General features: G+C 67.0%; 11 protein-coding genes. 7 read left to right on the top strand and 4 right to left on the bottom strand.

What is annotated here, in order from left to right; all coding sequences use genetic code 11:
* Positions 1–20 precede the first annotated feature (20 nt).
* Positions 21–1,682: an electron transfer flavoprotein-ubiquinone oxidoreductase gene (locus tag ABS767_RS17375; RefSeq protein ID WP_408080669.1), complete on the bottom strand. Its 1,662-nt coding sequence runs from the start codon at positions 1,680–1,682 to the stop codon at positions 21–23.
* Between the two features lie 115 nt (positions 1,683–1,797).
* Here ABS767_RS17375 and ABS767_RS17370 point away from each other — a divergent pair, with 115 nt between their 5' ends.
* From ABS767_RS17370 to moaB, 3 genes are read left to right on the top strand one after another with little or no spacing between them, the layout of a single operon-like run.
* On the top strand, positions 1,798–2,532 hold the full coding sequence (locus ABS767_RS17370; protein ID WP_408080667.1) for a uracil-DNA glycosylase family protein: 735 nt from the start codon (positions 1,798–1,800) through the stop codon (positions 2,530–2,532).
* A complete protein-coding gene (locus tag ABS767_RS17365; protein ID WP_408080665.1) occupies positions 2,529–4,301 on the top strand; it encodes a lytic transglycosylase domain-containing protein in 1,773 nt (590 codons plus the stop codon). The genes ABS767_RS17370 and ABS767_RS17365 overlap by 4 nt, the downstream gene beginning before the upstream one ends.
* On the top strand, positions 4,291–4,818 hold the full coding sequence (moaB, locus tag ABS767_RS17360) for a molybdenum cofactor biosynthesis protein B (protein WP_408080765.1): 528 nt from the start codon (positions 4,291–4,293) through the stop codon (positions 4,816–4,818). The genes ABS767_RS17365 and moaB overlap by 11 nt, the downstream gene beginning before the upstream one ends.
* A 113-nt stretch (positions 4,819–4,931) precedes the next feature.
* On the opposite strand, the gene ABS767_RS17355 is transcribed toward moaB, so the two are convergent.
* Positions 4,932–6,137 (bottom strand): MFS transporter, encoded by a 1,206-nt coding sequence (locus tag ABS767_RS17355; RefSeq protein WP_408080663.1) that lies wholly within the window; start codon positions 6,135–6,137, stop codon positions 4,932–4,934.
* A gap of 151 nt (positions 6,138–6,288) precedes the next feature.
* On the opposite strand from ABS767_RS17355, the gene ABS767_RS17350 reads away from it, so the two are divergent.
* The 4 genes from ABS767_RS17350 (at position 6,289) to ABS767_RS17335 (ending at position 9,171) form a co-directional block, all read left to right on the top strand.
* Positions 6,289–7,359, top strand: a complete 1,071-nt coding sequence (locus tag ABS767_RS17350; RefSeq protein WP_408080661.1) for a PA0069 family radical SAM protein — start codon at positions 6,289–6,291, stop codon at positions 7,357–7,359.
* A gap of 38 nt (positions 7,360–7,397) precedes the next feature.
* Positions 7,398–7,841, top strand: a complete 444-nt coding sequence (locus ABS767_RS17345; protein WP_408080659.1) for a response regulator transcription factor — start codon at positions 7,398–7,400, stop codon at positions 7,839–7,841.
* Positions 7,842–7,940: 99 nt separating this feature from the next.
* A complete protein-coding gene (locus ABS767_RS17340; RefSeq protein ID WP_408080657.1) occupies positions 7,941–8,525 on the top strand; it encodes a DUF4199 domain-containing protein in 585 nt (194 codons plus the stop codon).
* 124 nt (positions 8,526–8,649) lie between these two features.
* The gene (locus ABS767_RS17335) at positions 8,650–9,171 is read left to right on the top strand and encodes a phage tail protein (RefSeq protein WP_408080655.1); all 522 of its coding nucleotides are present in this window, start codon (positions 8,650–8,652) and stop codon (positions 9,169–9,171) included.
* Between the two features lie 46 nt (positions 9,172–9,217).
* On the opposite strand, the gene ABS767_RS17330 is transcribed toward ABS767_RS17335, so the two are convergent.
* Together ABS767_RS17330 and dnaE are read right to left on the bottom strand one after the other, a co-directional pair.
* Positions 9,218–10,813, bottom strand: a complete 1,596-nt coding sequence (locus tag ABS767_RS17330; RefSeq protein WP_408080763.1) for a long-chain fatty acid--CoA ligase — start codon at positions 10,811–10,813, stop codon at positions 9,218–9,220.
* 196 nt (positions 10,814–11,009) lie between these two features.
* Positions 11,010–14,492 carry a DNA polymerase III subunit alpha gene (gene dnaE / locus ABS767_RS17325; RefSeq protein WP_408080653.1) on the bottom strand — a complete coding sequence of 1,161 codons (3,483 nt, stop codon included), beginning with the start codon at positions 14,490–14,492 and terminating at the stop codon, positions 11,010–11,012.
* Positions 14,493–14,543: the final 51 nt, after the last annotated feature.

Here is a 14,543-nt window from a genome sequence, read left to right as displayed (position 1 = left end):
CGAACGGCAGGGCGATCTGCTTACATATTGGGATAGTTCGGACCTCCGCCGCCCTCCGGGACGACCCAATTGATGTTCTGCGTCGGATCCTTGATGTCACAGGTCTTGCAGTGGACGCAATTCTGCGCGTTGATCACGAAACGCGGATCGCCCTCTTCCTCGCCGACGATCTCATAGACTCCCGCCGGGCAGTAACGCTGCGCCGGTTCATCGTACATCGGCAGGTCGTAGTCGACCGGGATGTCGGGGTCCTTCAGCGTCAGATGGACCGGCTGGTCCTCCTCGTGATTGGTGTTCGACAGGAACACCGACGACAGGCGGTCGAAGGTCAGCACGCCATCGGGCTTGGGATAGTCGATCGGCTGCACCAGATCCTTGCGCCACAGGCTCTCATGATCGGGCTTGTGACCCAGCGTGAAGGGCATCTTCACGCCCCAGCTCTCAAGGAACATGGTGACGTTGGCGAGGCCCGATCCGACCAGGTCGCCGAACTTCTTCACCAACGGCACGACGTTGCGGACGATGCTGAGCTCCTTGTAGAGCCAGCTCGCCTCGAAGGCTTCGGGATAGGCGGTCAGTTCGTCGCCTGACCGTTCTGCCTGGACCGCCGAAAAGGCCGCCTCGGCCGCGAGCATTCCGCTCTTCATCGCGCCGTGCGTACCCTTGATCCGCGGCACGTTGAGGAAGCCGGCGCTGTCGCCGATCAGCGCGCCGCCGGGGAAGACCAGCTTGGGAATCGCCTGCAGCCCGCCATCGCTGATCGCGCGCGCGCCATAGCTGACGCGCTTGCCGCCCTTCAGGATCTCCGCGATCGCCGGGTGGGTCTTCCAGCGCTGCATTTCCTGGAACGGCGAGAGATACGGGTTCGAGTAATTGAGCCAGGTCACGAAGCCGAGCGCGACCTGCCCGTTCGCCTGATGGTAGAGGAACCCGCCGCCATTCGAGCCTTCGGTCTCGCTGAGCGGCCAGCCCTGGGTATGGATCACCCGACCCGGCTCGTGCAGTTCGGGGTCGATGTCCCACAATTCCTTGACGCCCAGGCCATAGATTTGCGGCTCCACGCCCTCGTTCAGCCCGAACTGGCGCTGGATCTGCTTCGACAGGTGCCCGCGCACGCCCTCGCCGAAGAAGGTGTAACGCGCATGCAGCTCGAGGCCGGGCTGATAATCGGGCTTGCGCGTTCCGTCGCGCGCCACGCCCATGTCGCCGGTGGCGACGCCCTTCACCGATCCATCGTCATTGTAGAGGATCTCGGCGGCGGCGAAGCCCGGGAAAATCTCGACCCCCAAGCCCTCGGCCTGCTCGGCCAGCCAGCGGCACAGGCTGCCCAAGCTGCCGGTATAGGTGCCCTTGTTGTGCATGAAGCTGGGGGTGATGAAGTGCGGAACCGCCCATTTGCCCTTCTTGGACAGCATCCAGTGCTGGTTGTCCGTCACCGGCACCTGCGCCAGCGGGCAGCCCTGGTCGCGCCAGTCGGGCAGCAGTTCGTCCAGTGCCTTGGGATCGATTACCGCGCCCGACAGGATGTGCGCCCCGACTTCGGAGCCTTTTTCGAGGATGCAGACGCCCAGTTCGCGACCGGCTTCGTTGGCCAGTTGCTTCAGCCGGATCGCCGCCGCAAGGCCCGCCGGCCCCGCGCCCACGATCACGACGTCATACGGCATCGACTCGCGTTCGCTCACACTCTGTCTCCCCTCGGAACACCGGCGTAACATCTCATCGTGTACGCGGCCCATTCTGTCCCTGCCCCGATGAAGGTAGATTGACGGTGGCGTCAAGGCATGACTCTGTATGCGGATGGGTTTCGAGGGGGCAATGGACTGGCGGATCGAAGCGGCGAGCGCGCTGGCATGGTGGCGCGACGCAGGCGTCGACATGCTCGTCGACGATGCGCCGCGCGACTGGACCGCACGCCCCGCTTCGCCTGTGGGAGAACAAACCGCGCGTGGCCCCGTCGCACCCGCGCCGGAGCCCGAAGCTCCGCTGCCCGCGACGCTGGAGGCGTTTCTCGACTGGCGCTTCGGCGCGGCCGCGCCCGACGCGGTTCCGGGCGAACCGCTGGTATTCCCCGAGGGTGATCCGGGCGCGCCGCTGATGGTCGTCACCGACCTTCCCGAATATGATGGCGCCACCCCCGCCCTGCTCGCCGGCCCAGCAGGCGCGTTGTTCGACCGCATCCTCGCCGCGATCGGTCATTCGCGCGATTCGATCTACCTCGTTCCGCTCTGCGCCACGCGCCCGATCACGGGTCAGGTTCCACGCGAACTGGATGAAAAACTTGGGGAATTGCTGCGCCATCTCGTGGGGCTGACAACGCCCGAGCGGCTGCTTCTGCTCGGTCAATCGGCCAGCCGTGCAATTCTCGGGACCGGCCCCGCGCGCGGGGCGCATGGTTTAACGCCCTTTAACCATTCGGGTGGACAATCGCCCGCAGTCGCCACCTTCCATCCGCGCTTCCTGCTGAACAAGCCGGCGGCGAAGGCCGACGCATGGAAGGATTTGCAATTATTGATCGGAGGGCAGCGCCAGTGAACGCGCGTATCCTGCTAGCCGCTATCGCACTCGCCATCCCGGCTGTCGGCCATGCGGCCGACGACCGGGCCACCCGCTACGACCAGCGCGCGTCCGGAGACGGCGTTCCGTCGCAACTCGACCGCGAAGATCGCGAGGCGTATCGCGCCGTCTTCGCGGCGATCCGCGAAGGGCGCTGGGCCGACGCTCAGATCAAGCTCGATGCCATGCGCCCGGGCCTGCTCCACGCCACCGCGCGCGCCGAGCTCTATCTCGCCAAGGGATCGCCCCGGGTCGAACTGCCGCAGATCATGGCGTTGCTCGGCCAGGCGCCCGAACTGCCCCAGGCGGAACAGCTCACCCGCCTCGCCAAGCTGCGCGGCGCGACCGAGCTTCCTGCGCTGCCGGCTGCGCAGCGGATGATCTGGCATGACGGTGCGCCGATCCGCAAACGCTACCGGTCGGCCAGCGCCGACGCGGCGGCGGCGCAGGTCGCGACGGCGATGGCCCCGCTGATCAAGGCCGACGACGCATCGGGCGCCGAATCACTGATCGAAAGCCGCTCCGGCGACCTCGATCCCGAGACGCTGACCGAATGGCGTCAGCGCGTCGCATGGATGTATTATACCGTCGGTCGTGATGCGGACGCACGCCGCGTCGCTACGGTCGCGCAGGCGGGGTCGGGCGACTTCGCGCCGCTCGCCGACTGGGTCCAGGGGCTCGCCGCGTGGCGTCAGAACGACTGCGCCGGGGCTCAGGCCGCTTTTACCGCAGTCGCGCAACGTTCGAGCGACACCGAAAAGCGGACGGCGGGCCTGTACTGGGCCTCGCGCGCCGACATGGCATGCGGCCGCCCCGATCTCGTCAGCGCCCGGCTGCAGAGTGCCGCGCAGCATAGCGAGACCTTCTACGGCATGCTCGCGCGGCAGGCGCTGGGTATCCGGGAAACGCCCTCGCAGACCGAGAAGTTCGTCGCCGCCGACTGGAAGGCGCTGGAACGCCGGCCCAATATCCGCGTCGCCGCAGCGCTGGCGGAGATCGGCGAAGACGCCCTCGCCTCCGAAGTCATCAAGCATCAGGCGAAGATCGGCGATGCGCGCGACCATGCCTCGCTCACCCGCCTTGCCGGGCGGCTCGATCTGCCCGCGACCCAGCTCTGGCTGACCCACAACTGCCCGGTCGGCGCGCGCCCGATCAACGAGGCGCGCTATCCCGCGCCCGACTGGACGCCCGACGGCGGCTGGCGCGTCGACAAGGCGCTGGTCTACGCCCATGCGCTCCAGGAATCGAAGTTCGATCCGCGCGTGCAGAGCCCCGCGGGTGCCTATGGCCTGATGCAGATCATGCCCGCCGCTGCGACCGATATCGCGCGCAAGCGCGGCGTATCGATCGGTCGTGCCGACCTCACCCGACCCTCGACCAATATCGAGGTTGGCCAGTCCTATATCGAGCAGCTGCGCGACCAGCCCTTCACCGGCGGCCTGCTGCCCAAGGTGATCGCCGCCTATAATGCCGGTCCGACCCCGGTCGCCGCCTGGAACAGCCAGGTCCGCGACAAGGGCGACCCGCTGCTCTATATCGAGAGCATCCCCTATTGGGAGACGCGCGGCTACGTCATGACGGTGCTGCGCAATTACTGGATGTACGAGAAGAATGCGGGGCGCGAGAGCGTCAGCCGTGCGGCGATGAGCCAGGGGCTCTGGCCGAAGGTGCCGGGACGCGATGGCGCTGCCGCCGTCCGCATGACCGCATCGATCCCCGATGACGAGCGGGTTGCCGGTGCCAATTGACGAGTTGGTCGCGTTCCGGCCCGTCCGGATCGCGATCCTCACCATCTCCGACACCCGGACCCATGCCGACGACCGCTCGGGCGACACGCTCGTCGCGCGGTTGACCGACGCGGGCCATATCCTCGCCGACCGCGCGATCGTCCACGACGATCCCGAGGCGATCGTCGGCAAACTCCACGCCTGGATCGACGACCGCCAGATCGATTGCATCATCACCACCGGCGGCACCGGGGTGACCGGGCGCGACGTCACGCCGGAGGCGCTGGAGCGCGTCGCCGACAAGATGATTCCCGGCTTTGGCGAGCTGTTCCGCTGGCTGAGCTATGCCAAGATCGGCACCTCGACGATCCAGTCGCGCGCCACCGCCTGTGTCGCGCGCGGAACCTATATCTTCGCGCTTCCCGGCTCGACCGGAGCGGTCAAGGACGGGTGGGACGACATCCTCGCCAGCCAGCTCGATATCCGCCACCGCCCCTGCAATTTCGTCGAACTGATGCCGCGCCTGCGCGAAGCGTGAAGCTCAGCCGCACCAGCTGAGTGCCGCGCCCAGCGCGACATCGACGCCAACGCGCTGCCACAGCCAAAGCCCGCCGGCCAGCACGATCGCGAGCGCTATAAAAGCCGCGACCTTCATACCGCCACCTCGGCGCGCAGCCGCGCCACGGGCCGTTCCGAAATCGGCAGGTGCAACAACGCCGCGATCAGGCCCAGCGCCACGGACGCGATCCAGATGCTGTCGTAGCTTCCCGTCCAGTCGAACATCAGCCCCGCCAACCACGCCCCGAAGAAGCTCCCGACCTGATGCCCCAGGAACACGATGCCGTAGAGCGTCGAGAGATAGCGCATCCCGAAGATCTGCCCGACCAGCCCGCTCGTCAACGGGACGGTGCCGAGCCACAGGAACCCCATCGCCGCGGCGAACATCAATGCGCTGACCGGGGTCAGCGGAGCGATCAGGAACACGACCATCACGACGCTCCGCGCGGCATAGAGCGCGGCGAGCAGCCCCTTCTTGCTCCACCGGTCGCCCCACATGCCGAACAGATACGACCCGAAGATGTTGAACAGTCCGACCAGCGCCAGCGCGTTGGCTCCGATCGCAAGCCCCAGACCCTTGTCGGTGAGATAGGCGGGGAAATGCGTCGCGATGAACGCGACATGGAACCCGCAGACGAAGAAACCGCCATTGAGCAGCCAGAAATTGCGGTTGCCCGACGCCTCGCGCAGCGCCTGCTGCATCGATTGCTGGGGCACGTCGTCACGCTGCGCGACCGCCGCCGGCCTGCCCGCGACGCCGATCGCCAGCACCAGCATCACCGCGATCAGCCCTGCCAGCGCGATCAATGCCATCCGCCAGCCCAGCGCGCCGATCAGCATCTGCCCCGCCGGCACTACCAGAAACTGGCCGAGCGATCCGCCCGCCGTCACGATACCGAACGCCATGCCGCGCTTTTCGGCAGGAACCACGCGCCCCACCGCGCCCAGCACGACGACGAAGGTGGTCGCCGATAGCGCCATCCCGACCATCAGGCCAAAGGAGAGGTGCAGCCCGATCGCGCTGCCCGCCATCGATGCCGCGACCAGTCCGGCGGCATAGAGCAAGGTACCGCCCGCCACCACGCGCCCCGCGCCGTGCCGGTCGCCCAGCGCACCGACGAACGGCTGTGCCAGCCCGAACAACAGGTTCTGCAGCGCCAGCGCCAGCCCGAAGCTCGACCGGCCGATGCCGAGATCGGTGCTCATGTCCGGCAGGAACAGCCCGAACGCCTGACGCACGCCCATCGCCAGCGTCACGATCGCCGCCGCGCAGAAGATGACGACCGGTACGCGCTTCATGGGAGCCTCCACCCGTTGAGCGGCACAGATATGCCGGGACGCATTGCCCCGCCAGTGGGGTTTCAGCCATGAAAGCAGAAGTTGGCGACCCGGCGGGCCCGACGGCTCCATAGTTCTTGTTATGTTCTATTTTCACGGTTAGACGGTGCACATGGCGACATCCCGCCCCGTTCGCGGCGCGACGCATAATCGCGAAAGCACGCGCTTCGGCCTGCCCGAGCGGGAGGCCGATGGCGACTGGCTCGACGCGCGCGAGGACATCGACGGCGTCGCCCCGCCGCTACGGACGACCGTGACGATCGAGCGTCCCAAGACGATCCTGGCCCGCAACCACTCGCCCGACATTCCATTCGACCGCTCGGTGAACCCCTATCGCGGGTGCGAGCATGGCTGCATCTACTGCTTCGCGCGCCCGACCCATGCCTGGCACGATCTGTCGCCGGGCCTCGATTTCGAGACGAAGCTGTTCGCCAAGCCGGACGCGCCGAGCCTGCTCCGCGCGACGCTGGGCAAGCGTGGCTATCTCTGCCAGCCGATCGCGTTCGGCACCAACACCGACCCGTACCAGCCGATCGAGGGAACGTGGAAGATCACACGTGGCTGCATCGAGGTACTGGCGGCGTGCGACCACCCGATCACCATCACCACCAAGTCGGATCGCGTAACCCGCGATATCGATTTGCTGGGCCCGATGGCGGCGAAGGGGCTGGCAGCGGTCATGCTTTCGGTCACCTCGCTCGATCCGAAGGTGGCGCGCACCGTCGAGCCGCGCGCGCCGCATCCCGAGCGCCGCCTCGCCGCCGTCGCGAAACTGCGCGCGGCGGGCATTCCGACCTTCGTCTCGCTCTCGCCCGTCATCCCCCAGATCACCGATCACGAGATCGAACACATCATGGAACGCGCGGCCGAGGCGGGCGCGCTCGGTTGTTTCTACCTGCCCGTTCGCCTCCCGCATGAGGTTGCGCCGCTATTCCGTGCCTGGCTCGACGAGCATTTCCCCGATCGCGCGGCAAAGGTGATGGCGACGATCCAGTCGATCCGCGGCGGGCGCGACAACGACCCGAATTTCGGCAGCCGGATGCGCGGCGAAGGCCCGTGGGCGGCACTGCTCCGCACCCGCTTCACCATCGCCGCGCGCCGTTACGGCCTCGACAAACCCTTCCCCCCGCTCCGCCGCGACCTGTTCCGCCCGCCCGCCGGAGACCAGGGGGAGTTGTTCTGACGGTTGCCAGCCGGGCGGCGCTGCGCGATGCTCGCATCATGGCGAGGTGGCATCGGCCCGAAGCGATCTGGTGGCGGCAGGCGGCGCTTTACGGCGTGTTCCTGGCAGTCGCGGCGGCGCTGCTGCAATGGCTCGATTATCGCTGGCTCGCGCGCCAGCACGCGTTCGAACTCCATCTTCTGCTCGTCGCGATCGGCTTCCTCGCGCTCGGCATGTTCGTCGGCGCCCGGTTGCTCGGCCACCCCCGTGCCCCGCGTCCCGACGGCAATCCCCAGGCCCAGGCCGCGCTCGGCATCAGCCCGCGCGAGATGGCGGTGCTCGGCGAACTCGCCGCCGGTCATTCGACCAAGGAGATCGCCCGGCACCTCGCGGTGTCCCCCAACACGATCAAGACGCACATCGCGCGGCTGTTCGAGAAGCTCGGCGCGCGGCGCCGCACCGATGCGATCGCCCGCGCGCGCGAACTCGGCCTGCTGCCCTGACGGGAATCCGGGTGAGTGCGCCGTAATCATCCTTTTGGGCGATTGCGGCGGCGCCCCCTTCGCGATCCAGTACGCCCTCGTCACGCACAGGAGGGCACCATGCAACGGATCATCCTAACCTACGGCCTGATCGCCGGCATCATCGTCGGCATTCCGCTATTCGTGATGGGTACGCTGATGGCGGAGAATCCGCCCAGCGGCGCCGTCGGAATGGCGATCGGCTATCTCATCATGCTGGTCGCCTTCATCGCGATCTTCGCAGGGGTAAAGCAGCATCGCGATCATCATCGCGGGGGCGTGGTCCGCTTCCTTCCGGCATTCGGCCTCGGCGTCGCGATCGCGCTGATCGCCAGCCTCGTCTATGTCCTCGCCTGGGAAGCGGTGCTGGCCGTCAATGGCGACGATTTCATCGGACGCATGGCCGCACAGCTGATCGCGGAAGAACGCGCGAGCGGCGCCAGCGCGGCGGAGATCGCGGCACTGAGCGAGCAGATGGCGCAGATGCGGGAATATTATGCCAACCCGTTGCTGCGCCTGCTGATCACGCTGAGCGAGATCCTGCCGATCGGGCTTCTCGTCGCGCTGATTTCCGCGCTCCTGCTCCGCAATCCGCGCTTCATGCCAAGCGCACCCCCTGCGACATCGCACGACAACGGACCAGAAACATCGCCGATGGGTCCATGACTATTCGCAACGCCGTATAGCCTCTGCAAGAAATAAGGGTATCGTCTGGACGCCATCGGATTCGAACGGGGTCCGCGCGGCTGGGGCGTGCCGATCGCATGCGACATAAAGAGGGAGCAGGATTGTGGAACCATTTCTTGGCCAGATCATGATGTTCGGGGGGAATTTCGCGCCCAGGGGTTGGGCATTCTGCAACGGGCAGGTAATGTCCATCAACAGCAATCAGGCGCTCTTCGCCATCCTCGGAACGACGTATGGCGGTGACGGACGCAACACGTTCAACTTGCCCGATCTTCGCGGGCGCGCGCCGGTCCATGCTGGAACCGGAAACGGCCTTCCGACGGTCAACCCCGGACAAATGGGCGGCGCCCCCGAGCACACGCTCACCATCGCCGAGATGCCGACGCACAATCATTCGCTGCATGGCGAACTCGCACCGGCGGACAAACCGACGCCGCAGGGCAACATGCTGGGGCTGACCCCCAATTCGCCGATCTACACCGCGCCGGCACCCGCGCAGGACCGGACGTTCGCGGATAGTTCGATCGGTAACCAGGGCGGCAATCAGGCGTTCGATCTTCACAGCCCCTATCTGGGCGTGAACTTCATTATCGCGGTGGAGGGTATTTTCCCGTCGCGGAACTGATCGATGCGGGCCGCCCGGTCGAGACCGGCCGGGCGGCTTGCACGCTTCACGCTGCTGCGAAGCGATAGTCGCGATACTGTTCGCGCAAAGCTGTCTTGAGCAGTTTTCCGGTCGCCGTGTGGGGCAGTGACTCCACGAACAGGATCTCGTCGGGCAGCCACCATTTCGCGACCTGCGTGGCCAGATGGACGCGGAGATCGTCTTCGGTCACGTCGCTGCCCGCCTTGCGCACGACCAGCAGCAATGGCCGTTCGTCCCATTTCGGATGCTTCACCCCGATCGCCGCCGCCTCCGCGACGCCCGCGCAACCGACCGCGGCGTTCTCGAGATCGACCGAGCTGATCCATTCGCCGCCGGATTTTATCACGTCCTTGGCCCGATCGGTGATCTGCATCGTGCCGTCGGGGTGCAGCACCGCGACATCGCCCGTGTCGAACCAGCCATCGGCGGTCAGGCAGGGTCCGCTCTCGTCCTGGAAATACTGCTTGATGATCCACGGCCCGCGAATCTGCAGCCGCCCGGACGTCTCGCCGTCGCGCGGCAGCAGTACCCCCGCGTCATCCACCGTGCGCAGTTCGACGCCGAACGGCGCGCGCCCCTGGAACACGGTCTTGTCGACCTTCTCCTCGAAGGTCAGCGCGTCCCAGTCGTGCGTCGGCGCCCCCATCGTGCCGATCGGGGAGGTTTCCGTCATTCCCCAGGCATGGTTGACCCGCGCGCCCATCTTCATGATCCGCTCGATCATCGCGCGCGGCGCCGCGGAGCCCCCGATGGTGACCACCTTGAGATGTTCGGGCGCGGCCCCCGTCTCGTCGATATACTGGAACATCGCGAGCCAGACGGTGGGCACACCCGCGCTGTGCGTCACCTTTTCGCGATTCATCAGGTCGCACAGCGTCTTGCCGTCGTTCACCGCCGACATGACGAGCTTCACGCCCGCCATCGGCGCCGCAAAGGGCAGGCCCCAGCCTACCGCGTGGAACATCGGGACGACCGGCAGCACGACAGCCTGGGTCGACAGGTCGAACACCGCCGGCTGCAGTTCGGCCATTGCATGGATCATCGATGAGCGGTGGGTGTACAGCACACCCTTCGGATTACCGGTCGTCCCGCTGGTGTAGCACAGCAGGCACGGCTCGCGCTCGCTGCCTTCGACCCACTGATAATCGCCGTTTTCGGCGCCGATCACCGCTTCGAAGCTGTCCGGCCCGTCGCCGTCGAACACGATATACTGCTCGATCGTCTTCCATTGCGGCTTGAGCTTGTCGACGATCGGCTGGAACATCCGGTCATAGATCAGCACGCGATCCTCGGCATGGTTGCCGATATAGGCGAGCTGGTCTTCGAACAGCCGCGGATTGATCGTGTGGACCACCCCGCCCATGCCGATCACCCCGTGCCATGCGACCAGATGACGGCTGTGGTTCATCGCCAGCGTCGCGACGCGATCCCCCGGCTTGATCCCCATCCGCTCCAGCGCCTGCGCCAGCTTGCGCGCGTCGCGCGCGATGCCCGCCCAGTCGGTTCGGGTTTCGCTGCCATCGGCCCAGCGGCTGATGATCTCGCGCGTGCCATATTCGCGCTCGGCATGTTCGATCACCCGGGGTACCCGAAGTTCGAAGTCCTGCATCGCGCCCAGCATCATCATCTCCCAACTCTGCGCGGGTTTCCGCGTCCGTAAACCCATCCTGCGGGCTCGAAAGCGGGGATGCAAGGGAAGAGCGAACATCGCTCACGCAAGACGGCACCGGCCCGATCCGCCGCCCGGCCACGCGACGAAGATACCCCAGGGCAGGACGCGTAAGGAAACAGCCCGCTACCGCACGGCCAAATTGGCGTCAGCTCGCCAGCGCCAGCCTCGGCTGTTCGGTCGGTCGCAATTCGGATCGCTCCACGCCCGGCAGTCCCTCGATCCGCGTCGCCAGTTCGCCATCCAGCCGGAAGTTGCGGCCCAGCACCAGTTCGGCCTCCCCGCCATCGGGCAGCGGCGCGTCGACCACGACCTCGCACCGCCCCCCGCGCGCGTCCGCCAGCAGCTGCGCGACTGCCGCCATCACGCCCGGCTCGCGCACCGCCATGCGCAGGGTGAGCCGTACGTCCTTGGCCATCCCCTCGAACGGCTGTACCTTGCGCACCGTCACGCGCGCGCTGTCCTCGCCCGGTCGGCGGTCGAGCTCGACCATCAGGATGCCGCATCCGCCGACACGCGCCGCATCCTCCATCGCCTTCGCGGTATGCTCTTCGAAACAGGTGCACGGCACCGTTCCGCTCGCATCGGACAGTGTCGCCATCATATAGCGCTTCCCGCGCGCCGAGGTGCGCCAGCGCGCATCTTCGATCAGCGCGGCGATCGTCGCGCCGCCGCGACCGCCCTCGGCGATCTCGATCTCGTTGAGGCTGGCGATGCTGCGCGCCGAATGCAGCCGCGCGAGGTGCTGGTAGCGGTCGAGCGGGTGCGCGGAGAAGAAGAAGCCGAACGCGTCCTTTTCCGCCTCGATCCGCTGGCCGAGCGTCCAGTGCGCACTCTTGGGCAGCTGGATCGCCGACCCCACCGGCTCGGCCTCGCCGAACAGGCCGCCCTGGCCGCTGGTCCGGTTCTCATGCGTGCGCTGCGCCACCGCCATGATCGTCTCGGCGGCGGCGTGCACCCCGGCGCGGTCGGGCGCGACGCTGTCGAACGCGCCGGCGCCCGCCAGCGCCTCGACCTGCCGCTTGTTGAGCAGGCGCGGATCGACGCGGCGCGCGAAATCGTCGAGGCTCTGGAAGCGGCCCTTGGCGCGGCGTTCCTCGACCAGCAGCTCCATCGCGCGCTCGCCCACGCCCTTGAGCCCGGCGAGCGCATAGCGCACCGCGAAGCCGTCGGCGACCTCGGCCACCGAGAATTCCGCCTCGCTCGCATTGATGTCGGGGGGCAGGCACGCGAAGCCGAGCCGCTTCATATCCTCGACGAACACCGCCAGCTTTTCGGTCTGGCCGAGTTCGAAGCACATCGAGGCGGCGTAGAATTCGTGCGGATAATGCGCCTTGAGCCAGGCGGTGTGATAGGCGAGCAGCGCGTAGGCGGCGGCGTGCGACTTGTTGAAGCCATAGCCGGCGAACTTGTCGATCAAGTCGAACAGCTCGTTGGCCTTCGCCTCGGAGATGTTGTTGACCTTCGCGCAGCCTTCGACGAACAGCGCGCGCTGCGCGTCCATCTCGGCCTTGATCTTCTTGCCCATCGCGCGGCGCAGCAGGTCGGCGCCGCCGAGCGAATAGCCGGCCAGGATCTGCGCGGCCTGCATCACCTGTTCCTGATAAACGAAGATGCCGTAGGTCTCTTTCAGGATGCCTTCGAGCAGCGGGTGCGGATATTCGATCGGCTCGCGCCCGGCCTTGCGCGCGCCGAACATCGGGATGTTGTCCATCGGACCCGGCCGATAGAGCGAGACGAGCGCGATGATGTCGCCGAAATTGGTCGGGCGCACCGCGGTCAGCGTGCGGCGCATGCCTTCGGATTCGAGCTGGAACACGCCGACCGTGTCGCCGCGCTGAAGCAGCTCGTACACCGCCGGGTCGTCCCAGCCGAGCGCGGCGAGGTCGATCGCGATATTGCGCGCGGCGAGCAGGTCGAGCGCCTTTTGCAGCACCGACAGCGTCTTGAGGCCGAGAAAGTCGAACTTCACCAGCCCCGCGCCCTCGACATATTTCATGTCGAACTGGGTGACGGGCATGTCCGAGCGCGGGTCGCGATAGAGCGGGACGAGCTCGGCCAGCGGGCGGTCGCCGATCACCACGCCCGCCGCGTGGGTCGAGCTGTGGCGCGGCAGCCCCTCGAGCCGCATCGCGAGGTCGATCAGGTGGCGGACATCGGCGCCGCCGTCATATTCGGCCTTGAACTCGCTGACCCCGTTGAGCGAGCGCGACAGCGTCCACGGATCGGTCGGGTGGTTGGGAACGAGCTTGGCCAGCCGATCGACCTGGCCGTAGCTCATCTGGAGCACGCGGCCGGTATCCTTGAGCACCGCGCGCGCCTTCATCGTTCCGAAGGTGATGATCTGCGCGACCTGGTTGCGGCCGTATTTCGCCTGGACGTAGCGGATCACCTCGCCGCGGCGGGTTTCGCAGAAGTCGATGTCGAAGTCGGGCATCGACACGCGTTCGGGATTGAGGAAGCGTTCGAACAGCAGCCCGAGCGCCAGCGGGTCGAGATCGGTGATCGTCAGCGCCCATGCGACCACACTGCCCGCGCCCGAGCCACGCCCCGGACCCACCGGAATGCCGTTCGCCTTGGCCCATTTGATGAAGTCCGCGACGATCAGGAAATAGCCGGGGAAGCCCATCTGGACGATGATGTCGGTCTCGAACGCCAGCCGCTCGAAATATTCCTCTCGCTTCGCCGGATCGGTGATCCCCGCCTTCTCCAGCCGCGCCTCGAGCCCCGCGCGCGCGTCGTCGCGCAGCTGGCGCGCCTCTCCCTCCAGATCGCCGGCAAGGCTGGGCAGGATCGGCTTGCGCTTGGGCGCGGCGAAGGCGCAGCGTTGCGCGACGACCAGCGTGTTGTCGATCGCCTCGGGCAGGTCGTCGAACAGCCGCTTCATCTCGGTCGCGGGCTTCATCCACGCATCGGGCGAAGAGCGCGCGCGATCCTCGCTGGCGACATAGGCCGACCCGGCAATGCACAGCATCGCATCATGGGCCTGATGAAAATCGGGCACCGAATAACAGGCCGGGTTGGTCCCGACGAGCGGCAGGCCGCGATCATAGGCCAGGTCGAGCAGCTTCGGCTCGGCCCGCGCCTCGACCTCGTCCAGCCGCCGAATGATCTCGATATACAGGCGATCGCCGAACAGCGCCTGCAGCCGGTCGGCATAGGCCAGCGCGGCATCCTCCTGCTCCTCCGCGAACAGCCGCGCCAGCGCGCCCTCGCGCCCGGCCGTCAGCGCGATCAGCCCGTCGGTCCGCCCTTCAAGCGCCGCGAACGGGACATGCGCATCCTTCTCGATCGGCCGGTCGAGATGCGCCATCGAGACGAGGTGACAGAGATTTTCGTAGCCCGTCGCGTCCTGCGCGAACAGCGCCAGCCAGTCGAGCGGCGGGGTCACGCCATCGGGCACATCCGGACGCTCGACGCACAGCAGCGACCCCACAATCGGCTGCACCCCGGCCTTCTTCGCCGCGTCGGAGTAGGACATCGCGGCATACAGGCCGTTGCGGTCGCACAACCCCGCCGCCGGAAACCCCAGTTCGCGAGCGCGCGATGCGATCGCCTTGGGTTCGATCGCACCCTCCAGCATCGTGTAGGCCGAAAAGATGCGCAGGGGGACGAAGCCGGAATGGGGCATGGCGCGACTATATGTGGGGCGGCGGCGGGGTCAAAGGAAGCCGCCCGGTTG

The organism is Sphingomonas plantiphila (assembly GCF_046000505.1).
GTDB classification, from domain to species: domain Bacteria; phylum Pseudomonadota; class Alphaproteobacteria; order Sphingomonadales; family Sphingomonadaceae; genus Sphingomonas; species Sphingomonas plantiphila.
This window is presented reverse-complemented; position numbering and strand designations above follow the sequence as displayed.